19 protein-coding genes are annotated in these 24,230 nt (G+C 59.3%); 14 read left to right on the top strand and 5 right to left on the bottom strand.

Going from position 1 to position 24,230, the window contains the following annotated elements; genetic code table 11:
* From HMPREF2751_RS05190 to HMPREF2751_RS05180, 3 genes are all read right to left on the bottom strand, one after another.
* The gene (locus HMPREF2751_RS05190) at positions 1 to 1,617 is read right to left on the bottom strand and encodes an alpha-(1->6)-mannopyranosyltransferase A (RefSeq protein ID WP_049190488.1); all 1,617 of its coding nucleotides are present in this window, start codon (positions 1,615 to 1,617) and stop codon (positions 1 to 3) included.
* An 86-nt stretch (positions 1,618 to 1,703) separates the two neighbouring features.
* Positions 1,704 to 3,404: a phytoene desaturase family protein gene (gene crtI, locus HMPREF2751_RS05185; RefSeq protein ID WP_070595614.1), complete on the bottom strand. Its 1,701-nt coding sequence runs from the start codon at positions 3,402 to 3,404 to the stop codon at positions 1,704 to 1,706.
* Positions 3,405 to 3,422: 18 nt separating this feature from the next.
* A complete protein-coding gene (locus tag HMPREF2751_RS05180) occupies positions 3,423 to 4,535 on the bottom strand; it encodes a polyprenyl synthetase family protein (RefSeq protein WP_049170256.1) in 1,113 nt (370 codons plus the stop codon).
* A gap of 66 nt (positions 4,536 to 4,601) precedes the next feature.
* Between HMPREF2751_RS05180 and metF the strand changes: the two genes are divergently transcribed.
* Entirely contained in the window at positions 4,602 to 5,588 is a 987-nt protein-coding gene (gene metF, locus HMPREF2751_RS05175; RefSeq protein ID WP_016423012.1) for a methylenetetrahydrofolate reductase [NAD(P)H], read from the top strand.
* A gap of 3 nt (positions 5,589 to 5,591) precedes the next feature.
* Here metF and HMPREF2751_RS05170 read toward each other — a convergent pair whose 3' ends face one another.
* Together HMPREF2751_RS05170 and HMPREF2751_RS05165 are read right to left on the bottom strand one after the other, a co-directional pair.
* On the bottom strand, positions 5,592 to 6,266 hold the full coding sequence (locus tag HMPREF2751_RS05170) for an LppM family (lipo)protein (RefSeq protein WP_016423011.1): 675 nt from the start codon (positions 6,264 to 6,266) through the stop codon (positions 5,592 to 5,594).
* Positions 6,247 to 6,837: a GNAT family N-acetyltransferase gene (locus HMPREF2751_RS05165; RefSeq protein WP_049170258.1), complete on the bottom strand. Its 591-nt coding sequence runs from the start codon at positions 6,835 to 6,837 to the stop codon at positions 6,247 to 6,249. Before HMPREF2751_RS05165 ends, HMPREF2751_RS05170 begins: the two co-directional genes overlap by 20 nt.
* A gap of 206 nt (positions 6,838 to 7,043) precedes the next feature.
* Between HMPREF2751_RS05165 and HMPREF2751_RS05160 the strand changes: the two genes are divergently transcribed.
* The 13 genes from HMPREF2751_RS05160 to murC all read left to right on the top strand — a co-directional run bounded on the left by HMPREF2751_RS05160 (position 7,044) and on the right by murC (position 24,228).
* Positions 7,044 to 7,532, top strand: a complete 489-nt coding sequence (locus HMPREF2751_RS05160; RefSeq protein WP_049170259.1) for an SAV_6107 family HEPN domain-containing protein — start codon at positions 7,044 to 7,046, stop codon at positions 7,530 to 7,532.
* Positions 7,533 to 7,762: 230 nt separating this feature from the next.
* Positions 7,763 to 8,206: a DUF3040 domain-containing protein gene (locus HMPREF2751_RS05155; RefSeq protein ID WP_016423008.1), complete on the top strand. Its 444-nt coding sequence runs from the start codon at positions 7,763 to 7,765 to the stop codon at positions 8,204 to 8,206.
* 708 nt (positions 8,207 to 8,914) lie between these two features.
* The gene (gene mraZ, locus HMPREF2751_RS05150; RefSeq protein ID WP_005510286.1) at positions 8,915 to 9,346 is read left to right on the top strand and encodes a division/cell wall cluster transcriptional repressor MraZ; all 432 of its coding nucleotides are present in this window, start codon (positions 8,915 to 8,917) and stop codon (positions 9,344 to 9,346) included.
* Positions 9,347 to 9,607: 261 nt separating this feature from the next.
* A complete protein-coding gene (gene rsmH / locus HMPREF2751_RS05145) occupies positions 9,608 to 10,648 on the top strand; it encodes a 16S rRNA (cytosine(1402)-N(4))-methyltransferase RsmH (RefSeq protein ID WP_049170260.1) in 1,041 nt (346 codons plus the stop codon).
* A 64-nt stretch (positions 10,649 to 10,712) separates the two neighbouring features.
* Positions 10,713 to 11,537, top strand: a complete 825-nt coding sequence (locus HMPREF2751_RS05140) for a cell division protein FtsL (protein WP_070595612.1) — start codon at positions 10,713 to 10,715, stop codon at positions 11,535 to 11,537.
* Between the two features lie 170 nt (positions 11,538 to 11,707).
* Positions 11,708 to 13,789 carry a peptidoglycan D,D-transpeptidase FtsI family protein gene (locus tag HMPREF2751_RS05135; RefSeq protein WP_083304411.1) on the top strand — a complete coding sequence of 694 codons (2,082 nt, stop codon included), beginning with the start codon at positions 11,708 to 11,710 and terminating at the stop codon, positions 13,787 to 13,789.
* Positions 13,790 to 13,927: 138 nt separating this feature from the next.
* Positions 13,928 to 15,502 (top strand): UDP-N-acetylmuramoyl-L-alanyl-D-glutamate--2,6-diaminopimelate ligase, encoded by a 1,575-nt coding sequence (locus tag HMPREF2751_RS05130; protein ID WP_070595608.1) that lies wholly within the window; start codon positions 13,928 to 13,930, stop codon positions 15,500 to 15,502.
* 132 nt (positions 15,503 to 15,634) lie between these two features.
* On the top strand, positions 15,635 to 17,161 hold the full coding sequence (gene murF / locus HMPREF2751_RS05125; RefSeq protein ID WP_049192948.1) for a UDP-N-acetylmuramoyl-tripeptide--D-alanyl-D-alanine ligase: 1,527 nt from the start codon (positions 15,635 to 15,637) through the stop codon (positions 17,159 to 17,161).
* Entirely contained in the window at positions 17,162 to 18,268 is a 1,107-nt protein-coding gene (mraY, locus tag HMPREF2751_RS05120; protein ID WP_016423002.1) for a phospho-N-acetylmuramoyl-pentapeptide-transferase, read from the top strand.
* Positions 18,265 to 19,743, top strand: a complete 1,479-nt coding sequence (murD, locus tag HMPREF2751_RS05115) for a UDP-N-acetylmuramoyl-L-alanine--D-glutamate ligase (protein ID WP_049190466.1) — start codon at positions 18,265 to 18,267, stop codon at positions 19,741 to 19,743. The genes mraY and murD overlap by 4 nt, the downstream gene beginning before the upstream one ends.
* Positions 19,736 to 21,544 carry a putative lipid II flippase FtsW gene (ftsW, locus tag HMPREF2751_RS05110; protein ID WP_049190464.1) on the top strand — a complete coding sequence of 603 codons (1,809 nt, stop codon included), beginning with the start codon at positions 19,736 to 19,738 and terminating at the stop codon, positions 21,542 to 21,544. Before murD ends, ftsW begins: the two co-directional genes overlap by 8 nt.
* A 4-nt stretch (positions 21,545 to 21,548) precedes the next feature.
* Positions 21,549 to 22,721: an undecaprenyldiphospho-muramoylpentapeptide beta-N-acetylglucosaminyltransferase gene (gene murG, locus HMPREF2751_RS05105; protein ID WP_070595606.1), complete on the top strand. Its 1,173-nt coding sequence runs from the start codon at positions 21,549 to 21,551 to the stop codon at positions 22,719 to 22,721.
* A 13-nt stretch (positions 22,722 to 22,734) separates the two neighbouring features.
* A complete protein-coding gene (murC, locus tag HMPREF2751_RS05100) occupies positions 22,735 to 24,228 on the top strand; it encodes a UDP-N-acetylmuramate--L-alanine ligase (RefSeq protein WP_016422998.1) in 1,494 nt (497 codons plus the stop codon).
* Positions 24,229 to 24,230 lie beyond the last annotated feature (2 nt).

Genomic DNA, 24,230 nt, shown 5'->3' with positions numbered 1-24,230 from the left:
CTATGCGACCTCGGTCGACCGCGACAGGGGCGCCACCGTGGAATCCGTGTCTGCGGCGGTTTTATCGTCACGCCACGGGTACTTCCAGCTGAATTTTCCAGTGGTCAGCCAGCCGACGGCCAGCCAGCCGAGAACGGTAATGATAACCATCCAGGGCACGTCGTAGAAGCGGTGATTGCCGCCGCCGGCGAAGGACAGCGACAGGATGAATGTGAACAACACGGTGCCTTGAACCACCCATCGTGGCGGGCGAATCGTTCCCATGGGAGTCAATAAGCTGGCGTAGTACCAGGGAAGTGCCACGGCATTAAATACGCAGGCCACCACGTAGGCGGCAATCATGCCAGCGACATTGTTACGAGGGGTGGCTCGGAAGTAGAACCAGGAGATCACGAGTCCCACCAGCATGATGATGGAGGAGACCACGCGTGTGTGGCTGACGATGACATTGAAACCGATGTCGTCGTTGAACCACGCCGTGACGCCCGAGATCACACCAGCGACCGCTGACGGTGCTGCCAGGGGGTTAATCACCTTGGTATTGCCACTGATCTCGGAAATCCAGCCCCAGCTCGAGCCGGTCAGCCACGTCACCACTGCAAGCGTGCCGACGCAAACTGCGACCAACACGATGCCCACACCGGCAATCGCCGGAATCTTGCGCAGCATCTCTTGAACCGTGGCGATGGGCTCGCGCCTGGTCAACACAATCCACACGACGAAGGGCAGCGCCAGGACAGCGGTGGCTTTCAGCGCGACGCCAATTCCGATGAGGACAGCAGCGACCAGGCCACCCCGCATGCGCTCCATGTGCAGTGCGGCGACTAGTGCCAGGCTGACCAATCCGACCATCAGTGCCTCGTTGTGCATACCCGCAATCAGATGCAGTAGCACCAGTGGATTGAGCACACCGAGCCACTGTGCGAAAGCCGGATTTGCTCCAAGCTCCCGGGCGATTCGCGGGATCGACCAGACAATGGCGGCGAAGCCCAGCAGACACACAATGCGGTAGAGAATCACGCCGACGGTGATGTTGTCGCCGACAATCCGCGTGATGACCTCGCCAATTCCCAGATGCAGCGGGCCATACGGGGTGGTGGTATTCCGCCAATCTGCGGATACCTCCAGCAGCATCGGCCCTGGATTGGCTGCAGCTCCCTCAGTGTAGGGATCAAACCCATCGCGGACCATCGCGCCCTGCATGAGATACGAATAGACATCGCGAGAGAACAGCGGTGCGGCCAGCGCGAGGGGAATTGCCCAGGCCATCAGGATTGAATTGAACCGACGCAACGTGGACTCATCGCCGCCAGCGTTCGCTGGAACCGCAGCGTCTGCTGCGTCGCCATCATGGGCAGAACCGGCCACAATGTCCCGGATGGTCCCCTTCGAGAACAGCAGTTCCCGCCCGATGCGCAGCCACGAGATAAGCAGCAGGGCGATACCTACCCAAATCACAATCTCACAGAAAATCTGACCGTGACCGTAGGTGATCCAGTCGAGTCCCAGAGCGTGGACAAGGCCGCCACGGTAGCGATTCGCACCGGAACCGTAGGAGCCCAGAGCAATGAGGATGCCACCGTAGACACCCAGCTGAGCACTCCGCGATAAATTCATGTCAACCTAAACAATCGATACATTGCTGATGCATTAATCCTAGTTGGTCAGTGACCACCGGCAGACATCCGGGAGACATTCATGAGCTAAGGCGTTTCAAACCGCTGTGCCGCAAGTCGTCCCGAAATCATGACCGTCGGCACGCCAACCCCCGGCACCGTCGTCGATCCCGCCAGCGTCAGATTCTTTGGCATCTTCGGAGAGAAGTTGCGGGGACGGAACGGCCCCGTCTGTCGGAACAGATGCGCCAGCCCAAACGGCGAGCCAACGCCCATGTCGCGTTCTTGCCACTGCTGAGGGGTATCGATCCGACCGACTCGCCACTTCGTAGAAATCCCGGTCAGTCCGCGCCGCTCCAGCTCAGCGGTTATTTTCGCAATGTAGTCCCCACCGATTCGTGACCAGATCAGATTGGCCGACTGCAAGTTGGGGCACGGCGCGAGCACACTGACGGGCTCCCACTGCACGCCGTTCGCATCTGTGACAATACGCTCCGGCGCGCTCACCGCAGGCCGGGTGACCAGCAATGATGGGTCCGACATTAGCTTTCCATGACGCGGTGACGAGATCTCCTCAAAGGTTTCGTTCCACTTTTCGCCAAACGAAATCAGGTGATGCCGCTTCGGCCACGTCGCAGTCTCCGAAACCGGAATCAGCCCGTGCGCCACCACCGCCGATGGAGAAAATCGAACTGGGAACAACCGTCGCGCTCCCGTCCGCTTTACGACGCTCCGAAGGCCTCGCCGCTTCGATGAGCTACCGGCGGCAGAGGTAGCCGCGTCGTGAAGCCAGCTCTGCACCACAGGTAAATCGGTCGTAGCGATGACGGCATCGGTGGGACGCTCGCCAGTTGCGGTGGTGATGGCGGAGACAAAGCCTGCTTCGTCAACTTTCAGCCCAGTGACATCAACGCCGAAGTCGATGGTTCCGCCAGCTCGACGGACGGCCTCGGCGAGCAACTCGCTGACGGCGCCTATACCCGAACCAAATGCGGGGGAGTGCGGATAGTAAACCCCCATCGAGGTATCCATGTGGGAAATGCAGCCGTAGACCGCACGGGCCTTAGCGGGAGGCACACCTGCGTAAAGCGCCTGGAAGCTGAAAACGCGAGCGAGATCATTATCTCCGAGGAAGGCACGAATCTTAGGTTCGAGGGCGCCGAAGGCACCGAGTCGGAGGAGCGTAGTGAGGTCGCGAAGCGCGCCGGGCCCGGTGAATAGGTCCGTAACGCGGTCAAAGCTGCGGGACATGAAGTTGTCGAAGCAGGCATTGAAGAGAGTTTGCAGCCACGTGCGAAGTTTGCGGTAACCGGCGACGGTGGAGTCAGAGGCACCGAAGCGCGCGAGTTCATCGGCCATCATGTCTTCGTTGGAAAACACGTCGAGTCCGCCGCGGGTGGCAAATTCCGCACGGTAGGTGGGCGTGATTGGGGAGGCCGAAAAACCCGGGTCGATATCGCGCGCGTAGAGGCCGACGGCGGCGAGGGCATCGTCGACAAGCGAGGGCATGGTCCATACAGTTGCGCCAGTGTCGAAGACTGCGGTGAGCGATTGCTCGTCGATATCGACTGTGATGGGTTCACTGGCGCAGCGTCCGCCGACGAAACTTCCCCGCTCGACAACGGTGACATCGTAGCCATCGGCGATGGCGTAGAGCGCGGCGGTAAGTCCGGACAGGCCTGCGCCGATGATGGTCAGTCGTGGTTTGGAGCCCTTATGAGGACGAGTGACCGCACGTCGCAGACGCGGGGAATTAATGGGGGCACGAGTGGGGGAAGCAGCGGGCATGACTACGCAACACCTGGTCTAATGCTGACGAGCGGTGGCGCGAACGCCCATAGCAATGAGGTTCTCGCGCGACGTTGCAGGCAGGTCGGCATTCTCGATAGTGGAGAAAGCGCGGCTGGTCAGGCGGTCAATTTCACGTTCGACGGCATCGGCAGCGCCGGAATCAGCGATGAGATTTCGTAGCTCATCAATATCTGCAGCAGACGAGACCGCTCCCAGGCGTTCATCGATAAAGCGGGCCTTTTCAGGTGCGGAATCGAGGTAGAGGCTTAAAGCCTGGCCGACCAGTACGGTTCGCTTGCCCTCGCGGAGGTCATCGCCGGCAGGCTTGCCCGTGACTTCGGGATCGCCGAAAACACCCAGCTGATCGTCGCGGAGCTGGAATGCCACACCGATATCGCGGCCGAAGCTGCGGTAGGCCTCAACCAATTCCGCTGGGGCGCCGGCAATCGCAGCACCAATGTGGAGCGGCCGCTCGATGGTGTAGGCGGCGGTCTTGAACAGATTGATTTTCTCAGCGGTCTCGACGCGACTGTCCCGGCTGGCTTCGGCCGTGATATCGAGCAGTTGGCCGCCAAGTACTTCAGTGCGCATCGCCCGCCAGGGGACAAGTGCGCGGGTTAGCGCCTCCGAGCTGAGGCCTGAAGAGTGCATCATGTCATCAGCCCAGGTCAGGGCGACATCGCCAATGAGAATCGCGGCGGAAATACCGAAGCGGTCGGCGGCTCCATTCCAGCTATTGGCCTCGTGCTTGGCCTCGAATACCTTGTGGATAGTCGGTGCGCCACGGCGCGTATCAGCGTCATCGATGATGTCGTCATGAATGAGTGCGCAGGCTTGAATGAGTTCCAAGGCACTCACCGCGTTCATCACAGCCAGGGAATCCTCGGCTGGGGAGAAACGGCCTTCGAGGCCGCCTGCCCCCAACCACCCCTGCCAGGCGAAGGCTGGACGCACGCGCTTGCCCCCATTGAGGACGAAGGAGTGGAGCGAATCTATGGCCTCGGTGTACACCGCATCGACCGACGCGACATCGTCGCCACGGCTTTTGAGGTAATTCTCCAGCGTTTTGGTAACAGTAGCTGGTACTTCGCGGGGCTGTAGCGCGGCCAAATCCAGTTCTTCGCTCATGTGAGCCTCTCGTCGATGACGGGTAATGCTGACTCAAGAATAGGACACCGCTTAGTATGAGTGACTATGTCCTCAACAATGCCACTGTCGCCAGGCCGCCAAGTGACAATCCGCCAGGCGCTTTCAATGCCGAGCGCGGGCAGTATTCCCTTCTCGGTCGAGTTCATGCCCCCGCGTGACGACGCGGCCGAGGAACGTCTTCTCCGAGCAGCTGAGGCTTTCCATGATCTTGGTGCCTCCTTTGCATCCGTGACCTACGGCGCCGGTGGTTCTAGCCGCGACCGCACCCTGCGAATCGCCCAGCGCGTTTCGAGGCAGCCGCTTACAACGCTTGTGCACCTGACATTGGTAGAGCACACTGTCGACGAGCTGCGGGAAATCCTGCGCTCTTATCTCAGCGCGGGGCTGACGAATCTGCTCGTTCTGCGTGGTGACCCGCCGGGAGACCCGCTTGGCCCTTGGGTGGAGACCGAGGGCGGTCTGCACTACGCCAGCGAACTGATTGAGCTAATTAAGGCCGAGCCGGAGTTCGAGAAATTTGAAATCGGCATTGCGTCGTTCCCGGAGGGACATTACCGCTCGCCGGATTTGGACCATGACACGCAGTACACGCTGGCCAAGCTGCGCGCGGGAGCCGAATACTCGATTACGCAGATGTTCTTCGATATTGAGCACTACTTGCGCCTTCGAGACCGCCTGGTGGAAGCCGACCCAGTGCACGGTGCCAAGCCCATCATTCCGGGGCTGATGCCGATTACATCGCTGCGCTCAGTGCGCAGGCAGGTTGAGCTCTCCGGGGCACAGTTGCCATCCGATTTGGAGGAACGCCTGATTAAGGCAGCAGATGGTGACGAGCAGGCCAATAAAGATGAGATTCGCAAGATTGGTATCGAGTTTTCGACCAACATGGCAGAGCGGCTCATCGCCGAAGGCGTGCCGGGGCTGCACTTTATGACTATGAACTTCGCTCGCGCCTCCCAGGAAGTTTTGCACAACCTCGGCATGGCGCCCGAATGGGGCACCGGCCAGGATATGCTGCGCGGCGGTTTTTAATTGCTAAAAGTCCTGCATGTCGCGAACTCTTCGCGCCCACAGGACACCTAGCACTGAGGCTAGGACACCGGCGGCTGTGGTCACACCGGCAAATAATAGGAATTGATTCCGCTTGGTGGATCCAGCCGGCGACGAAGCCCATACATTATGGTTCTCGCCACTGGCGAGCTGCCATTCCACCTTGTTCGGTTCGGTCTGGCGGCCATTGGAGTCAGTAACCTGCTCCGGGAACGCGACGACGAAATCAACCTTCGCGCCGGGCAGGTGAGTCAAATCCATGTGGCCGTTCATCGAAATCTTGCCGCCACCGGTACGGTCTAGGTCGATGTCTACGCGATCGTCGGAAAGCTGTCGGAGCGTATCGGTGAGTTCAATGAAGTGCAGCTCGTTGAACGAGACTTCCATCTTTCCTGTGGAGGAGTCGATTACTCCCTGCGAGACGCGGTCGGAGAGATCTTCCGGTACTTGCCACTGCTCAAATTGGGAACGGACTTCCTCCGTGGGTGTTACGTGAATTGTGCCCGAGACTCTGTCGTCGCCGGAAATGGTAATGCCAGCCTGTGCGTCAAAGCAGCCGCTGAGCGGCAAGATGGCGGCAATTCCGGCCATTGCTGTGGCAATGCGCAGAGGCGAAAGCCGTCGACGTGGTGTGGAAGGTTCACTCGGTGATGATGTCACGGGGAAGATCTACTCCTAGAACTGCGAAGGGACGAGAGTCCCCTGTGAAATAAAAGTTCCTTAAAACATCTTTGAAACCAAATTGGCGGTAGAGCTGCCATGCCCTATTGGCCTCATTCGGGTATTCCGGGGTTGACAACAGAACTCGCGTCTCCGGGCGGGAATCGACCAACTCGTGGAGCAACCGTTTACCGAGTCCCCGCCCCTGAAAGCTGGGGTGAATGTGAATCTCAGACAGTTCGGCGTAGTTGCCCAAGAGCTTGACGACGTCCGGTAGCGAGCGCCCGTCCATGAGCAGTCCATCTCTTACCTGGCGATACCACCAGTGCGTGTCCAATCCTGTACGGCAGTAGCCGATGCCGACCAACCTGCAGCGCGGGTCGCGGAGAGCGTGGGCAGGGGAGAGCTCTTCGGGGTGAGCTATGGCTGCAGCAGCCATGAAGCCGGGTTGAGTGGTTTGCTTCTGCCATTCGTGGAGACGACCGGGCAAGATCGCGGGGTTGTACTGCATCGCGGTGATGTAGAGAGCCACTGCTTCTTGCAGGCGGAGATTGAAGTCTCCTGCTGTCATCGGAACCACGCTGTATTTCACAGTGACCAGATTAGCGACTTAGACGAACTTAGTTGTGAGATTACTGCAATAACATCGAGTCGAACAGTTGTGCGAAAGTATGCCTGGCGTAGTCCGGGGTTGGGGATAGATTGCAGTCAATCCCGCTAAGGGGAAGCGGAAAATCCGTGCTCATGTGAATGCTGTGTGAAAGGAGAAGCAGGGTGGTGGCAAGGTCGAACGTGGTGGAGTTTAGGGCGATTTCGCAGTCGGGTTTGGTCGCCCCGGTCGGTGTCTCAAGGCAATCGCTGGAGCTGCTGGGGCGGGCAGAGGCTCTGCTAGCGAATGCTTGGAATGCCAGCTCTGATGAGATGTTGGAGCTTTCCTACTGTGCGGCGCTGCGTTGCGCAGGCGCGCTGTTGAATCGCGACGATGTGTCGGTGGCTGGGGGTTCTGGCTCGGGCGCTCGTTCGGGCTCGGTAGTTAAGCGTCGTCGTTCGGCAACACAGAGTGCCTGGTTGCGTTTAAAGAAAGAGCAGCCCGAATTTGATAGCTGGGTCACCAAGTTTGAGCAGTTCACCGCGCTGCGTGAGGAAGTCCGGTTGGGTATTTCGCGTCGCATTGACTCTCGGCGGGCGCAGGAGTTGTGGGATTTAAGTTGTGCATTCTTGGGGGCTGTCCGGGCTGAGCTGGGTGTTCTGTCCGCGGCTGCGTAAGCCGGTGGGGGCGTGTTAGAGCGTTGCTTTCCTAAATAAATGGGGGATTGTTCGGATTCATGGAACAATAGAGGTGAGTCGCCCGTTGAAGGGGTAAGAATGAAGCTAACGGACGCCGCGTTAGCAGCACGTGGCCTGTAATTAACTTTGTTGTATCGGCATTGTTAGTTGAGGGGTCAAGGCTCGCCAGTATCGCGGTGGGCAATGCTCAAGTAGGCGATGGAGGAATTGTGGGACTATCTGAGCACGAACAGCGGATGCTCGACGAAATCGAGTCTGCACTCTACGCTGAGGATCCTAAATTTAGTTCGACGATGGCCGGAAATGCGTTCAGCTTTCCGGAGGAAAACAGCGCACCTCGTGGGTTTTCCATCCAGGTTTTTGCGCTCATGCTCCTCGGTCTGCTGATGTTGATTGGCGGCGTCGCTCTTTTCTCTGTGAGCAATTGGTTCATTGTGTTATCGGTTGCCGGCTTTGGCCTTATGTTCGGTTCCGGCGTTTGGGCTCTGACCGGTGCCGGTAAGCAGGAGAAGGCTAGTTCTGCTTCGGGGCTGAGCTTTGGAAAGTCTAAGTCCGGGGCGGCAAAGAGTCGTCGAGGGACCTCGGGTAGCCGTGGCTCCTCTGGTGATTCCACGTTGGAATCGCGTTTCCGTGGCCGCTTCGAGGGGCGTTAGGGGATAAGCCTCAAGAATTAACAAGTGAGGGCAAGCCAGCGATGGCTTGCCCTCACTTTTTTGTTTTTCTAGACGTGAATCGTCTCCACAAGATCTCACCCACTTTGCCCCACCCCGAGTCCCCACTTTCCTCCACTTAGCTATTGGGGTGAGGGAATTCTTATCTTCGGTCGTTGCTGGTATTTCCGAATGTTTGGCTCTGGCGACACAAAATTGCAGGTCAACGCGCTAATTCTGGCGATCAGGTTCAATCTGGATAGTTTCTAGCAGGTAGGTGGTGGGTAGTGGGGCGTAAACTGCTTTCTGTTAACAATGTGGTTGGTGTGGCGTCGTTGTCGGCGTGGTCGCGGGTGGGTGCCCCACTTTTTATTCGCACTTTAATTGTCGAGAGGATTCTTTAAAATCCCAGGTCAATTGGGTTAAAATGGATGTCCTGGCGGTGGGGTTGCGCTGATGCTGTGACTATTTTTCTCCTTCTTGTGTTGATAGTGGCAGATAGTGGGGTAAAGTGGGGCATGATGTTGATTGAGGTTGGTCAACATTGCAGAAGTGAATATCCGATTTGCGCTTAAAGTTTGGCGAGATTTTGGCACAGCGGGAAAGCACAGCCCTCCGGCTCTGCTTGAAGGCAACGCCTAAATCCCTGAATTCGGTAAGCGTTTGTGCGTTGACATTGAGGTTGACACGGGGATAGGAGGCCAGTGACGCATGTTTCTGGGCACCTATACGCCGAAGCTTGATGACAAAGGGCGCCTGACGTTGCCGGCGAAGTTCCGCGAGGATCTCGCAGGTGGCCTGATGGTCACTAAGGGACAGGATCATTCTCTGGCGGTGTATCCGAAAGAGGAGTTCGTCAAATTAGCTCAGCGGGCTACTAAGGCCTCTCGTACGAATGCCAAGGCGCGAGCTTTCATCCGAAATCTTGCGGCGAGCACCGATGAGCAGCGGCCCGATGGTTCGGGGCGAATCACGTTATCGATGGATCACCGTCGGTACGCGAATCTCTCCAAGGAGTGCGTGGTTATCGGCTCTATTGACTTTCTGGAGATCTGGGACAAAGAGTCCTGGGAGGCCTACCAGGCGGAGCATGAAGCTGATTTCTCCGAAGGTGAGGATGACTCGCTGTTCGGCGTTTTATAAACCGCATGGAATAACCGAAAAGAGGGAATGTCCGCATGGACTCTGCCTGATAGCCCCTGGTGTACTTCCCCGATACCAGGTTCTGTCAGGCGGGGCCCTGTGAACATCCCCGCTTTTTGTTTTAAGCACCGATAGCAGCATTCCCAGTAGTGCTCATGAGGTGCGGTCTGGTTGCTGGCGCGGCACTCGTCGTTAAGCAAACCGGGAATACACTCGATAGATTCTCTGACCAGTGCAAACATACCCGGTGAGGAGGGGGAAATGAACGGATCGGCACCTGCGGATGATCGCAAGTCCGGCGAGTTTGGTCATGTCCCCGTTTTGCTTCATCGAGTAACTGATTTGTTGCGCCCGGGCATCGAGGCACTGGGTGACGACGCAGTAGTTGTCGACGGCACTCTTGGTGCCGGTGGGCACACGGAATATCTGCTGGAGCAGTTCCCGAATCTCTGCGTCATTGGACTCGATCGCGATGACAATGCACTGCGAGGGGCAGAAGAGCGTCTCGCGCGCTTCGGTGATCGCTTTGTAGCCTTCCGTGTGCGTTTCGATTCGCTCGCCGAGGTGCTCAGTGGTGAGATTCCTGCAGCCGCTGGTGGAAGTGGCGCGGAGGATATTCTCGCCCGCGCCGCTGAGAAGGGCATTGCAGGTGCGCTTTTCGATCTCGGTGTTTCCTCGATGCAGCTTGACCAGGTCAATCGTGGATTCGCCTACCGAGTCGACGCCCCGCTGGACATGCGCATGGATGCAAGCCAGGGGATTACCGCAGCGGATGTGCTCAATACCTATTCGCACGGTGATATCGCGCGCATCCTATCGACCTACGGCGACGAGCGCTTCGCCGGCAAGATCGCCTCGGCAATCCTGCGTGAGCGGGAGAAGGAACCGTTTACGACCTCCGGCCGTCTGGTTGAGCTGCTCTACGAAACCATTCCGGCGGCATCTCGCCGCAAGGGCGGACACCCGGCCAAGCGTACGTTTCAGGCTCTTCGTATCGAGGTAAATCGTGAGCTTGAAGCTCTGGAAAATGTACTGCCACAGGTCTGCGATGCACTCGCAGTCGATGGGCGTGCAGTGTTCATGAGCTACCAGAGCCTGGAAGACCGCATCGTCAAGAAGGACTTTGCGGAGCGCGTGAAGTCGACAACCCCACCGGGGCTCCCGATGGAGCTTCCGGGGCATGAACCGCACTTTGCTCTCATCACGAGAGGTGCGGAAAAGGCGTCGGCAAGCGAGATCGAAGACAACCCCCGAGCCGCACCGGTGAGAGTTCGCTGTATCGAGCGAATTCGAGCCGATTGACCCAAACCTTTCAACCGCACCAAACGCACCCTTCACAATCTAAGTACTGGGAGAACTTTCGAGCATGGCAACGACAATCACGGAGCACGCCCCCACCCGGCGCACCTCCCGCGGCGCATCTGCAACCGTCGCCGGTGCCAAGACGAAGACTCGTCAGCGCGGCCGCAGCGCCCGCACGAAACAGGATCTTTATCAGCGCAGGCGGTTTGGGCGCACAGGTTCTCAGCAGGTCATCTCGGTGCGTGGGCGTCGCGTTACGACGTCCTCGAGGGATAACCACAAGTTTGCCGGTGCGGCCGTGATGATTATTCTCGTCGTTGCCGGAATCGTGGCGGCGATGTGGCTGTCGGGTATTTCGACCTCGACATCCTTGCAGCTGGATGCTGCGCAGACCAAGGAAAAGGAGCTGCGTAACCAGCTGGAGGTGCTCGAGCGGGATGTTGCTTACATGAAGTCAACCGGTGCTATCGCGCAGCGTGCTGTGGAAGAGGGCATGGTCAATCCGGAGCAGCCTGCCGTTTTGACGACTGATCCGGAAGGCAAGGTCGTGGAAGTGCGACCGGGCGATGAGAAGCAGCAGAAGATTATCGACCTCAACAGTGAGTCGCCGAATGTTCCGCATGCGCCGTCGTCGAACCCGAAGGACACCGAGAATGTTCCGGGGATGCAGGCACCGGCCATTGAGGAAGCGCACCCACGTCCGAACGGGTTGCCGGCAACCGCTCCGTATGCGCCGCAGAACCATGAGCCCGCACCAGCACCTGCGCCGGCTCCGGCACCCGCGCCTGAGGCTGAAGCGCCAGCGCCAGCCCCAGAAGCGCCAGTCGCGGCGCCGGAAGCGCCGGAAGCGCCGGAAGCTCCGGCACCCGAGCCAGCTCCAGCACCGTAGGAACTTAGAAAACAAACTGGGCCAAACTGGCCAACTGTCCGATATTCTGGCGGTTCCACTGTTTCTGGTCAGGCGACTGTAGACTAATTAATTCAGTACTCGCGATGGCAGGGAATACCGCCTAACGTTATCGCGCGCGGGAGAATCGACTTAGTAGAAAGCACTAGCGCATGATTCGATCTGAAGACGACTACCCCAACCGTGGAGGGGGGTATGACTTCGGCGAACGTGCTTACCGAATTACATCCCGTGAGCGCAGAGGCCAAAGTCGCGTTCGGGATGGTCAGCGCAGCCGGGGGCTCGATGCTAATACCAACCGAAGCGTGCCCCCGCGCGAAAAAATGCGCATTAGTAATAAGGACTTCATCCGGCGTCGCAACTGGCTGCAATTTATAGGCGCTATCGCAGTTGTAGTGCTGGTCTCCCGTTTGGCTTGGGTGCAGCTCGTCGCAGGTCCTGACCTGTCGGCGGCGGCACAGAATCAGCGCACGGTGGAAGTTGTTGATGCAGCTCGGCGCGGTGCGATTCTCGACCGTAATGGAGCTCAGCTTGCCTTCACGATGGAGGCACGCAGTATTACCGTGCACCCGAACACTTTGCGCAAGTGGATTGGGGACGCACATAAGCAGCGCCCGGATGATGTCGCTGCCTACGATGAACGCCTCGAGCAGATCGCCAAGGATTTGCCGAAGCTACTCGACGTGGCCGACATCGACGCGGAGAAGTCGGGAAGCAGTCGCCGTCGTCAAGCGGAACCCGAAACCGAGGAGAACTCGGTGATGAGCGCGCCGTCCCGGGTGAGCTCGAAGGACATTCTAGAGAAGCTGCGCAATGAGGACAGCACCTATGAGGTACTCGTGCGTAATGTCGACCCGGACAAGGCCGCTGCCATCGTGGAAAAGTATCCGGAACTGGTGGCGGAGCGTCAGGATATTCGCCAGTACCCGAATGGGGCGACGGCGGCGAACGTCATCGGCAAGATTGGCATGGATGGCGTCGGCCAGTTCGGCTTTGAAGCCTCTCGTGATGCCACTTTGCAGGGTATTAACGGTGGCAAGACCATTGATATTGCCTCTAACGGTGTGGCAATCCCGGGATCCACGCGCGATGTCCACGCAGCTGTGGACGGTACGACTTACGAGCTGACCCTGGACCTAGACATGCAGTACTTTGTCCAGCAGCAGGTCAACCAGGCGAAGGCCAACTCGGGAGCGAAGGATGCGTCGGCAGTCGTGCTCGACGCGAAGACCGGCGAAGTGCTTGCAATGGCGCAGGCGGACACGGCTAACCCGAATAAGGATATGGGGGCCGAGCTCGAAGAGGGGCGCACTATCGGAAACTCCGCTGTATCGAACCCATTTGAGCCGGGCTCTGTAGCAAAGATCATTACCGCCGCGGCCGCTATCGAAGATGGCAAGACCACACCGGATGAGGTTCTGCAGGTCCCGGGCACGATTGATATGGCGGGTGTCACCGTGCGCGATGCATGGGAGCACGGCACGGAAGCTTTCACGACGACCGGTGTATTCGGCAAGTCCTCCAATGTCGGCACCCTAATGCTGGCAGAGCGTTTGGGGCAGGACCGCTTCGCTGAGATGCTGCATCTCTTCGGGCTGGGGCAGTCCACGGGTATCGAGTTGCCCAGTGAATCGTCCGGCTTGGTGCCGCAGCGTCCGCAGTGGTCCGGCGGTACATTTGCGAACCTGCCCATCGGTCAGGGTATGGCCATGACACTGCTGCAGATGACAGGAGTTTTCCAGGCAATCGCCAACGATGGCGAGCGCATCCCGCCGCGTATGATTCGTTCGACAATTTCCCCGGACGGCACGAAGACGGCAACAGAGCGCCCGGAAACAGTGCGTGTGGTTAGCCCGGAGACCGCCCAAACTGTGCGCGCTATGTTTGAAGGCGTTATGCAGTCTGATCCCACGGGGCAGCAGTCGGGTACCGCGGCCGGCAATAGTATTGAGGGATACTCGCTCACAGGCAAGACAGGTACGGCGCAGAAGGTCGACCCCGACACCGGCGCGTACTCGAATTCCAAGTACTACATCACGTTTGCAGGCATCGCGCCTGCCGACGATCCCCGTTTCGTCATTGGCATTATGCTTGACGAACCCCAGCGTGGTGTCCATGGTGACGGCGGCCAGTCAGCGGCCCCACTGTTTAAGGACATCGCCGCTTGGGCGCTTAACCGCTACAACGTACCGCCGTCGCCACCCCGCGAGGGCAAGTTGTTGCTGCAGCCGTAACGAGGTCACCACCACAATGAAGTTACCGCGACAGCACTAATACACAGACTTTTATTACTTTGGTTTCTGCAAAGTGAATCTCTTGAATTTTTCCAATTTGTTGTACACCAACGACTGACTTGAAAGAGGGAACAGCCAATGACCGCCACCCTTGCGAAATTGTGTAACCTCGCGCATGGCCGACTTGACGGTATTACCGAATCCGCGGCGGCAGGAGCGGATATCGCCGCGATCGAACTCAACGCTGCCGAAGTGCCTGAAGGCGGAATGTTTGCTGCCGTCCCAGGTACTCGCACGCATGGTGCGCGCTACGCGCAGCAGTCGGCTGCTACAGCGATCCTGACTGATGAGGAAGGTCTGAAAATCCTGCGGGAAGCAGGGGAGACGCGCCCAGTCCTGGTTGTCGACGATGTCCGGGCCGTCATGGGGCACGTTGCTGCAGAAATCTACGATCACCCCTCGGATTCACTGACCATCATTGGGGTTACCGGCACCTCTGGCAAGACCACCACGACCTACATGCTGGAGGGCGCGCTGCTGGCAGCTGGATGCTCGACAGGCATCATTGGTACTACCGGCACGCGCATCAATGGCCGTGCCGTTCCGTCGAGCCTGACTACCCCAGAGGCTCCGGCCCTCCAGCGCCTGTTCCATCAGATGCTCTCCGAGGGTGTTACGCACGTTGTCATGGAGGTTTCTTCTCACGCACTGTCGTTGGGGCGTGTCGACGGAGTCAGTTTCGACGTCGGGTGTTTCCTCAACCTCTCGCAGGATCACCTGGACTTCCACAAGACCTTGGAAGAGTATTTCCAAGCCAAGGCCAAGCTCTTTGATCCCGCAGGTCCGACACATGCACCGAAGGCTGTCGTGTGCATCGACGACGACTGGGGGGTCCGCATGGCAGATATCGCTGCCGGCGACCCGGATGTCCAAGTCACCACTGTCCATACTCAGCATCGCGTAACCGACAAGACGCCAGCTGTCGAGGTCTTTGCAGAATGGCACGCCGCTGCAGCCACTGTCGCCACTAACGGTGTCCAGCATGTGGAGCTAACGCGAAACAACACTGACACAGTTGAGGTGGAAGTTCCTCTGCCGGGTGCTTTCAACGTTGCCAATGCCGCAGTCGCATGGGCTGTGCTCGATGCGATTGGGCATGCCAATGACGCGGCCAAGAGCGGCCTGGCGCAGGTGCGTGTGCCAGGCCGCATGGAGCGCATCGACCGCGGACAGGACTTCTTGGCTGTGGTGGACTATGCCCACAAGCCAGCCGCAGTAGCTGAGGTGTTGGCCACATTGCGCGCACAGACCGAAGGTCGCGTGCTGGTTGTCGTCGGCGCCGGTGGCGACCGCGATAGTGCCAAGCGTCCAATTATGGGAGCTGAGGCTGCATGCGGTGCCGATGTCGTCATCATCACCGATGACAACCCACGCTCCGAGGTGCCCTCTGAAATCCGTGCGGCCGTGGTCGCCGGTGCGAAGGAAGCCGTTGCCAGCGGCAAGGCCAGTTCTGACACGGTTGTTGAGGAAATCGGCGATCGCGGCCAGGCAATTCGCCGTGTCGTCGAGCTCGCCCACAGCGGTGACAGCATCGTGGTGGCTGGCAAGGGACACGAAACCGGCCAGGATATCGGTGGCGTGATTCACCCGTTCGATGACCGTGAACAGCTGGCCGAAGCACTCACACAGCGACTGGAGGGATCCGCTGATTGAGATTGCTGAAATCGCTGAGGAAGCGCACCACCTGACATGCCTACCGCGAACCATTCGCGGTAAGCGAATAAAATCAAGAAATCATCCTTTACTAGGCGCCTGGAACTCTAACCAACAAGGACTATAGACATCATGATTGCCCTGACCGCCGCGGAAATCGCTCACATCGTGGGAGGTGAACTCGTCCACGTCGATGATGACGCCACAGTGACTCAGCCCGCAGAATTCGACTCCCGAAAGATTCGCGAAGGCTCGCTCTTCCTCGCCCTGCCGGGCGCGCGTGTCGACGGCCACGACTTCATCGATCAGGCTGTGGCCGCTGGAGCGACGATGGCACTGGCGGCACGAGATGTTGGGCAACCTGCGGTCGTCGTCAAGCCCCTTGGTAAGCAGGACTCCAATGCCGACGCATTTGCACACGATCCGGATGGTTCCGGGGCGGCGGTGCTGGAAGCGCTTGGTAAGTTGGCGCGTTACGTCGTCGACGAGCTGAAGAAGGATCAGCTGCATGTTGTCGGTGTCACGGGTTCGGCGGGAAAGACGTCGACGAAGGACATGATGGCGACGCTGCTGCGTACCGACGGTCCGACGGTGGCGCCGAAGGGGTCGTTTAATAACGAAATTGGGCATCCGTACACGGTGCTGCAGTGCACTCCGGAGACGAAGTACCTGGTTGCGGAGATGAGCGCACGCGGAATTGGGCATGTGGCCCACCTGGCGCGCATCGCGCCACCGACGATCGGTGCGGTGCTCAATGTTGGCACGGCGCACCTTGGTGAGTTTGGCTCGCGCGAGGCAATCGCGCAGGCTAAGGGCGAGCTCGTGGAAGCGCTGCCGGCTGCGGAGCAGGGCGGTGTGGCCGTACTCAATGCCGACGATGACTACGTCACTGGCATGGCTCCGCGTACCCAGGCGAAGGTGGTGTTCTTCTCTGCCGATGAGAACTCCGAACGCCACGCAACCGCGGATTACCGCGCCACGAATGTGCAGCTCGATGATTTTGCTCGTGCATCTTTTGACCTGCATGTACCGGATGGGCGTACATTCCCGATCCAACTGCAGGTCTATGGTGCGCACCAAGTGGCCAATGCCCTGGCGGCGATTGCGGTGGCAGTGGAGTCCGGTATTGATGCTGAGCAGGTCACAAAGGCGATGGCCGCGCATGTGGCAGCGTCAGAGCGGCGCATGGATGTCCAGCAGCTCACTGGCAATATCGTCGTCATTAACGACTCCTATAATGCCAACCCTGATTCGATGCGTGCGGGGATTGACGCTCTGGCACGTACAGCAGCTAGCCCAACGCACCAGGACGCCTCATCGTGGGCCGTGCTGGGACAGATGGGTGAGCTTGGTGATTCCGCTGAAGATGAGCACTCGTCGCTTGGCGAGTACCTTGTGGGCCGCGGCATCGATCGACTAATTGCAGTCGGAGAGAGTTCTAATGTGCATGCCCTGGCCGACAAAGCGGAAGAGTTGGGGTTAAATACTTCTAGGGTGCCGGATACATCCACTGCCGCGGATTTGGTGGCGGCCGAGGTGCGTCCGGACGATGTGGTGTTAGTCAAGGCCTCCTATGCGGACGGTATGTGGCGGGTCGCGGACTCGCTGGCTGCCAAGGTTGGGACTACGCCCGAAGGTGAAAGCGGAGAGGAAAAGTAAGTGATTCAACTTATTCTCAGTGGTGCGATTGCATTCCTGGTGAGTGTCTTTTTAACACCAGTGCTTATTCGCAAATTCTCTGCTGAAGGTCTTGGCCAGGAGATTCGTGAAGAAGGGCCGAAGAGCCACCTGCGCAAGCGGGGAACTCCGACTATGGGCGGCATCGCCATCATCGCCGCAATCGTCGCTGGCTATTTCCTCTCACACCTCGTTACGTATATCCAGACTGGCGTGGGGCCGTCCGCCTCCGGTCTGTTGGTGATGTTCCTTGTTCTGGCGATGGGCGCATTGGGTTTTGCCGATGACTTCATCAAACTCTACAAAGGACGCAACCTGGGGCTGAACAAGACAGCGAAGCTGGTTGGGCAGCTGGCGGCAGCGCTGATTTTCGGCGTGCTGCTGCTGCAGTTCCCGGATGCGTCTGGCTTGACTCCCGGTTCGACGAGCTTGTCGCTGATTCGAGATATTCCGTTCCTGAATCTGGCACCGGGGCCTGTGTGGTTCGGCATGATTGTCTTCCTGGTATTTGTCTTCATCGTCATTGCCGCATGGACGAATGCCGTCAATCTCACTGATGGCCTTGACGGCCTGGCCGCTGGCGCCACCGCGCTGCTACTGGCCACCTACACGCTGATTTCCTTCTGGCAGTTCCGTAACTCTTGCGAGGCTTCGCTGGGCAGCGGTTGCTACAACGTCCGCGATCCGCTGGATATCGCCGTTATTTCCGTCGCGGGTCTGGGCGCCTGTTTGGGCTTCCTGTGGTGGAATGCAGCGCCGGCAAAGATCTTCATGGGAGATACCGGTTCGCTGGCTCTTGGCGGTTTGGTAGCGGGTCTGTCATTTGTCACCAAGACTGAGCTGCTGATGGTTATCATTGGCTTCATCTTCGTGATGGAAGTTGCTTCCGTGGCAATCCAGATCGCGGTTTTCCAGACGACTGGCAAGCGCGTATTCCGCATGGCTCCTCTCCATCACCACTTCGAAAACGGAGGTTGGGCGGAGACAACTGTTGTCGTTCGCTTCTGGCTACTCGCAGGCATTTTCAACATGATTGGCGCAGCCATCTTCTACAGTGACTGGCTCTCTCAGGTAGGCGTATTTCAATGATTAACTCACCAGACCCGACCAACCTCACCGATATCCGAAATCTCGACTTAGTCGCTACGGTGCGCTCTGGTCGAGTTCTGGTGGCAGGAGCCGGAGTTTCCGGTCGCGGTGCCATTGCGATGCTCAAGGACATCGGCTGTCCGGAAGTTGTCGTCGTGGACGATTCCGCTCTCGGCGCACTGGTTGCCGCTGACTTTTCGGTTCGGCATGTCACGACCGCAGACGCTCGCGACGAGCTTGCCGACGCGGTTGCGATTGTGACCTCGCCAGGGTGGCGTCCGACCAGTCCGCTGTTCGGCGCCGCCGCTGAGGCCGGTGTCCCGGTATTCGGCGATGTGGCGCTGGCTTTCGCCGGCGACTGTGCCCAGCTGTGGGGGCCGAAACGTACCTGGCTGGTAGTCACCGGCACTAACGGCAAGACCACAACCACCTCCATGCTGGCCGCCATGCTCGGGGAGCAGGGCGCAGCTGTGGGCAACATTGGTGTGGCTCTGTACGACGCACTGACTGCTGAGCCTCGTATCGAGGTCTTGGCCGCAGAGCTGTCCAGCTTCCAGCTGCACTGGGCTCCAAACATTCGCCCAGATGCGGGAGTACTGCTGAACCTGGCGGAAGACCACATCGACTGGCACGGTTCTTACGAAAACTACGGTCTGGACAAGACCCGTGCGCTGCGCGGTACTGTCGCAATCTACGGTGCGGATGACGCAGATGTCGTCGAGCACGTGGAAAAGATGCTGAAAAACGACGAGCTCGGCAACTCCGTCGTGGGCTTTACCGATGGTCCCCCGGAGGCACACCAGGTCGGAGTTCGCGACGGCATGATTGTCGACCGCGCTTTTGGCGGCGGCGATGCCGCAGCTGACGACTCTGGTCCGGGCATTGTCATCGCACCGGTAGCGGGAATTTCTCCTCCCGGCCGGGCAGGTGTTCTCGACGCGGTGGCCGCCACTGCGATGGCGCGCAGTATCGGTACCTCACCGGAGCAAATTGCAGCGGCATTGGAGACTTTCGAAGTTCGCGCACACCGCGGTCAGATTGTCCATAAGGCAAATGATGTCGTGTGGATTGATGACTCCAAGGCCACCAACCCCCACGCTGCCGACGCTGCACTGTCCGGTCATGAGCGTGTCGTTTGGATCGTCGGTGGTCAGCTCAAGGGCGCGGAAATCTCTCCGCTAGTGGCGAAGCATGCTCATCGCCTGCAGGCCGCCGTGGTTCTGGGCGTCGATAGGCAACTAGTCAGCGATGCGCTCTCCCGCATCGCACCTGCTGTGCCGGTCGTTGTCATTGATGACACCGACAAGGTTGATGCCATGGCAAAGGCCTGTATGGCAGCTAGTGAATATGCCAACCCTGGGGATGTGGTGCTGTTGGCACCAGCTGCCGCCAGCTTGGACATGTACTCCGGAATGGCTGAACGTGGCGACTTGTTCGCGCAATGGGCGCAGAAGGTGACGTCAACTGATGGATAACTCCCGCAAGGCTCGTAATTTAAGCGCTAGTGCCGCGACGGCACAAAAGGGGACGAAGGCTACCAGTTCACAGCGGCCCTCGTCGTCTAGCTCTAGTGCTCGAGAGCGGCCGGCGTGGGTGGAGCGTTTTAACGACTGGAAGTCGCGTCCGCTGTTCGACTACCACCTACTGATGATTATCGTCGCGCTGCTGACGTCAATCGGACTGGTGATGGTGCTGTCGGCATCCATGGCCAGCGCGGGTAATGACTCGGGCAGCGTGTGGTCGGTGTTCATCCGTCAGCTGGTCATGGTGGTGGCGGGTCTCATCTCCATGTGGATCGTGCTGCGAATGCGGGTGGAATTGATTCGCTCGCTATCGACAGCAGCGCTGATTTTGTCCTTTGTGCTGCTGGTTTTGGTGATTATCCCTGGTATCGGCATCGGCCTGGAGGAAACCGGTGCGCGTTCGTGGCTGAGTATTGGTGGTATCACCATGCAGCCGTCAGAAATCGCGAAGATCGCGCTGGCACTGTGGGGTTCGAAGCTGCTGGCTGAAAAGGTCCGCACTGCTGTGTCCTATACCGATTTGTTCGGGCTGTTCGGTGCGGTCAGCTTCGTGGTATTGGCACTGGTGATGCTGCAGCGTGACCTCGGCATGGTTGCTTCCATGGCGTTCGTCGTGGTGGCGTTGGCGTGGTTCGCTGGCCTGCCGCGCGTATTCATCACCGGGCTGCTTGCCGCTGCGGCTTTCGCCCTGGTGATTTTTACCGTCACCGCGGGTTTCCGTTCGGCGCGAATCAGGGTCTACTTGGACTCGCTGCTTGGTAACTTCAACGACGTGCAGGGCGATGCCTACCAGTCCTACCAAGGCTTTCTTTCGCTTGCCGACGGCTCTCTCACCGGTGTCGGTCTCGGTCAGTCGAGCGCGAAGTGGGGATACCTACCGGAGGCGAAGAATGACTTCATTTTCGCCATTATCGGTGAGGAGACTGGTTTCCTCGGCGCGCTGATGGTTATTTTGCTCTACGCAGCGCTCGGCTGGGTGGGACTTCGTATCGCCGGTCGTCAGAACGATCCGTTTCTCCGTCTGCTCGCGGGCACGATTACTGCTGCAACCGTGGTGCAGGCTTTCATCAACATCGGCTACGTCGTTGGTGCGTTGCCAGTGACTGGTCTGCAGCTGCCGCTGATTTCCGCCGGTGGTACATCGGCGATGGTGACGTTGTTCTCGATGGGTCTGCTGGCCACATGTGCCCGCCACGAATCGGAGGCAGTCTCTGCAATGCAGACTTCGGGACGTCCGGGGCTGGACAGGTTCCTGGGTATTCCGGAACCAATCCCGTATGACGAATCGCGTCGCCACGCGCCGAAGGTGCGTGCCCATCGCGATCCGCAACGCTTTGGTCCGCCCGTGGTGACCAGTGGAGCGCGTACTCCACGTGGCGAGGGGGCGCAGGTGCGGGAAACCTACAGTGGCCGAGCTGACCGACCCAACCGGGCCGGCCGTAGTGGAGGCAGCCGCAGTGGCCGAGGTGCCACCCCGCAGCGTGGCTTCCGAGCGTCCGGAAGCTCCGGAAACTCGGGCAGTGTTCGTGGCCGCGAAGTGGATTATTCCCCTCGTAGTGACGACGGAAGGACGCGGGGATTTACGGCGAGGTCGCCGCGGACTGGACGGTCACAGGGCTCCTGGTCGTCGTCAAGCTCAGGCCGGGGCAGTAGGATTCGGGGCGAAGGTCGTGGCGGACAGTCGCGTTCGCGCCAGCGCCCGGGCCGAAACAATAGGAACGGCGGTTCAGCACCGCGGAGGAGGAATCGATAACACCATGGCAGACAAGAATCTGGGCGCAGCCGCTGGGGCGAAAGGCGCTTCGGAGTCTGAGCAGTTTCTTAAGGAAGATGGCTCTGCTCCGACCATTGTGGTGGCCGGCGGTGGTACGGCTGGCCATATCGAACCCGCATTGGCTGTGGCGGATGCGATTTTGAAACTGCAGCCGGATGCCCGCGTCATTGCACTCGGTACGAATCGGGGGTTGGAGTCGACCCTCGTACCGGCGCGAGGCTATGACCTGGAGCTGATTCCGCCAGTGCCGGTGCCGCGCAAGCCGACTGCGGATTTGTTCAAGCTGCCTCTCAACGTCGCTCGTGCGGTGCGTGAGACCCGCAAGGTTTTCAAGCGCATTGACGCTGATGCGGTCATCGGCTTTGGTGGCTACGTATCGGCACCGGCCTACATGGCGTGCCGTGCGGGGAAGAAGATTCCGTTCCTGGTTCACGAGGCCAACGCCCGTGCGGGCCTGGCCAATAAGCTCGGTGTCGCACTCGGGGGCGTCGGCTTGGCCGCCGTGACTGGCTCTGGTCTGAAGGCCGAGGTCGTTGGCAATCCCGTGCGTGCCAGTCTCGCGGCGTTGGACCGCGACGCCAAGCGTGCCGAAGCCCGCGAGTTCTTCGGTTTACCGCAGGAGGGACCGGTGCTCTTTGTCACCGGTGGTTCGCAGGGGGCACGTTCCATCAACGAAGCTGTTACCGGTGCAGCCGCAGAGCTCGCCAACGCCGGTGTATCTGTACTGCATGCCTACGGCAAGAAGAATCACGTCGAGGTCGAGTCCATCCGCGAGGACGCCCCCTATGTCGCTGTGCCGTACATCGACCGGATGGATTTGGCGTACTCCGCCGCTGACCTGATTTTGTGCCGTTCCGGTGCGATGACGGTGGCTGAAGTCTCAGCTGTCGGCTTGCCTGCGGTGTATGTACCGCTGCCACACGGAAATGGGGAACAGGCGCTCAACGCCAACGATGTCATCGATGCTGGTGGCGGTATTCTCATCGCCGACGAGTCGCTGACTGCGGCATCAGTTTCGGATATCGTGATTCCGCTGGTCACGTCCCCAGAAAAGCTTGCCGACGGGCGCCGCGCCCTGGCCAACATTGGACATGGTAACGCTGCGGAGAACATCGCCCGTCGGGTGCTGTCTGCGGCTGTGAACTCTAAGAAGTAAAGCGAGCATAAACATGAACGTTAATTTCGATGACTTTCAGCCGGTAACGGGAGAGCTGCCCGCAAGTGTCCACATGATTGGCATTGGCGGTGCCGGTATGTCCGGTATCGCTCGCATCCTGTTGGCGCGTGGCATTCGTGTTACCGGTTCCGATGTCAAGGAGTCCCGCGCGGTGGTGGGACTGCGTGCGATGGGAGCCACCATCGCCATTGGGCATGACCGTGCGAATCTTGAGCTTGCTGGCGAGGGAGAGCTGCCGGACGCAGTGGTCATTTCCTTCGCAGCTATTCCGAAGACGAATCCGGAGCTGGCCGGTGCACATGAGCTGGACATTCCGGTGCTCAAGCGCTCCGATGTGTTAGCGCTGTTGATGCAGGACTCCAAGGCTCTCCTGATTGCCGGTACTCACGGCAAGACCTCGACTACGTCGATGACCGTCGCCGCTTTGCAGGCAGCTGGTTTGGATCCGTCTTTTGCCGTTGGCGGTCTGATGAGCAAGGCCGGTGTCAATGCTCACCAGGGCAGTGGCGATGTCTTTGTTGCTGAGGCCGATGAGTCGGATGCCTCGTTGTTGACCTACCAGCCGGAAGTGGCCGTAATTACCAACATCGAGCCCGATCACCTTGACTTTTTCGGTGACGACGAGACCTACTACGCCGTCTTTGACGCTTTTGCAGAGCGCATTAAGGATGGCGGTCATCTGGTCATCTGTGCTGAGGATCCGCATGCGGCCGCATTGGGCGAGCGCGCGGTGGAGCGCGGCATTAACGTGCTGGCTTATGGTGGGGAAGAAGCCTTGGCTCAACACCCGACGCTGCCGGTCGGTGCCGTTTTGCACGGCTGGACTCCGGTCGGTGGTGGTGCCCGCGTGGAGGCCACTGTTGGCTCGACATCGGTGAGGTTTGAACTTCATCAGCCCGGCCGTCACATGGCGCTCAACGCGCTGGCTGCAATGGTCGGTGGCGACTGCGTCGGGGCAGATTTGGGGCGTATGGCGCGCGGTCTCGGTGAATTCACCGGTGTCCGTCGCCGCTTTGACTACCACGGCAGTATCGGCGAGGGGCCATTTGTTGGCGCTCGTATCTACGACGACTACGCGCATCACCCGACCGAGGTCTCCGCAGTTCTCGGCGCAGCTCGGGAGTTGGTCACCGAGGCCGGTCGTGGCAAGGTCATCGCTGTGTTCCAGCCTCACTTGTACTCGCGTACTCGCAACTTTGCCGACGAGTTCGCTGCCGCCCTGTCTCTGGCGGACAAGGCCGTATTGCTCGATGTCTTCGGCGCCCGCGAGGAGCCACTGCCGGGCGTCGACGGCGCGCTCATTGCCAACAAAATGACCATCCCTGTGACGTATGAGCCGCATTTCACCAGCGTCCCGGCTCGCGTTCGCGAAATCGCCGAACCGCACGACGTCATCCTGACCATCGGCGCTGGCTCTGTGACGATGCTTGCCGACGAAATCGTGCGCGAGCTCAGCGGAGACAACGACGAACAGGTGGAGTCGTAGCA

Origin of the sequence: Corynebacterium sp. HMSC063G05 (genome assembly GCF_001810555.1) — a bacterium.
Classification (GTDB): domain Bacteria; phylum Actinomycetota; class Actinomycetes; order Mycobacteriales; family Mycobacteriaceae; genus Corynebacterium; species Corynebacterium jeikeium_D.
The sequence above is the reverse complement of the archived record's forward strand: the minus strand, read 5'-3'. Positions and strand labels throughout refer to the sequence as shown.

Excerpts from the sequence above, each read along its gene's own strand:
- HMPREF2751_RS05190 (WP_049190488.1), bottom strand. The coding sequence starts at position 1,617 with ATGAATTTATCGCGGAGTGCTCAGCTGGGTGTCTACGGTGGCATCCTC.
- crtI (WP_070595614.1), bottom strand. The coding sequence starts at position 3,404 with ATGCCCGCTGCTTCCCCCACTCGTGCCCCCATTAATTCCCCGCGTCTG.
- HMPREF2751_RS05180 (WP_049170256.1), bottom strand. The coding sequence starts at position 4,535 with ATGAGCGAAGAACTGGATTTGGCCGCGCTACAGCCCCGCGAAGTACCA.
- metF (WP_016423012.1), top strand. The coding sequence starts at position 4,602 with ATGTCCTCAACAATGCCACTGTCGCCAGGCCGCCAAGTGACAATCCGC.
- HMPREF2751_RS05165 (WP_049170258.1), bottom strand. The coding sequence starts at position 6,837 with ATGACAGCAGGAGACTTCAATCTCCGCCTGCAAGAAGCAGTGGCTCTC.
- mraZ (WP_005510286.1), top strand. The coding sequence starts at position 8,915 with ATGTTTCTGGGCACCTATACGCCGAAGCTTGATGACAAAGGGCGCCTG.
- rsmH (WP_049170260.1), top strand. The coding sequence starts at position 9,608 with ATGAACGGATCGGCACCTGCGGATGATCGCAAGTCCGGCGAGTTTGGT.
- HMPREF2751_RS05140 (WP_070595612.1), top strand. The coding sequence starts at position 10,713 with ATGGCAACGACAATCACGGAGCACGCCCCCACCCGGCGCACCTCCCGC.
- HMPREF2751_RS05135 (WP_083304411.1), top strand. The coding sequence starts at position 11,708 with ATGATTCGATCTGAAGACGACTACCCCAACCGTGGAGGGGGGTATGAC.
- HMPREF2751_RS05130 (WP_070595608.1), top strand. The coding sequence starts at position 13,928 with ATGACCGCCACCCTTGCGAAATTGTGTAACCTCGCGCATGGCCGACTT.
- murF (WP_049192948.1), top strand. The coding sequence starts at position 15,635 with ATGATTGCCCTGACCGCCGCGGAAATCGCTCACATCGTGGGAGGTGAA.
- murD (WP_049190466.1), top strand. The coding sequence starts at position 18,265 with ATGATTAACTCACCAGACCCGACCAACCTCACCGATATCCGAAATCTC.
- ftsW (WP_049190464.1), top strand. The coding sequence starts at position 19,736 with ATGGATAACTCCCGCAAGGCTCGTAATTTAAGCGCTAGTGCCGCGACG.
- murG (WP_070595606.1), top strand. The coding sequence starts at position 21,549 with ATGGCAGACAAGAATCTGGGCGCAGCCGCTGGGGCGAAAGGCGCTTCG.
- murC (WP_016422998.1), top strand. The coding sequence starts at position 22,735 with ATGAACGTTAATTTCGATGACTTTCAGCCGGTAACGGGAGAGCTGCCC.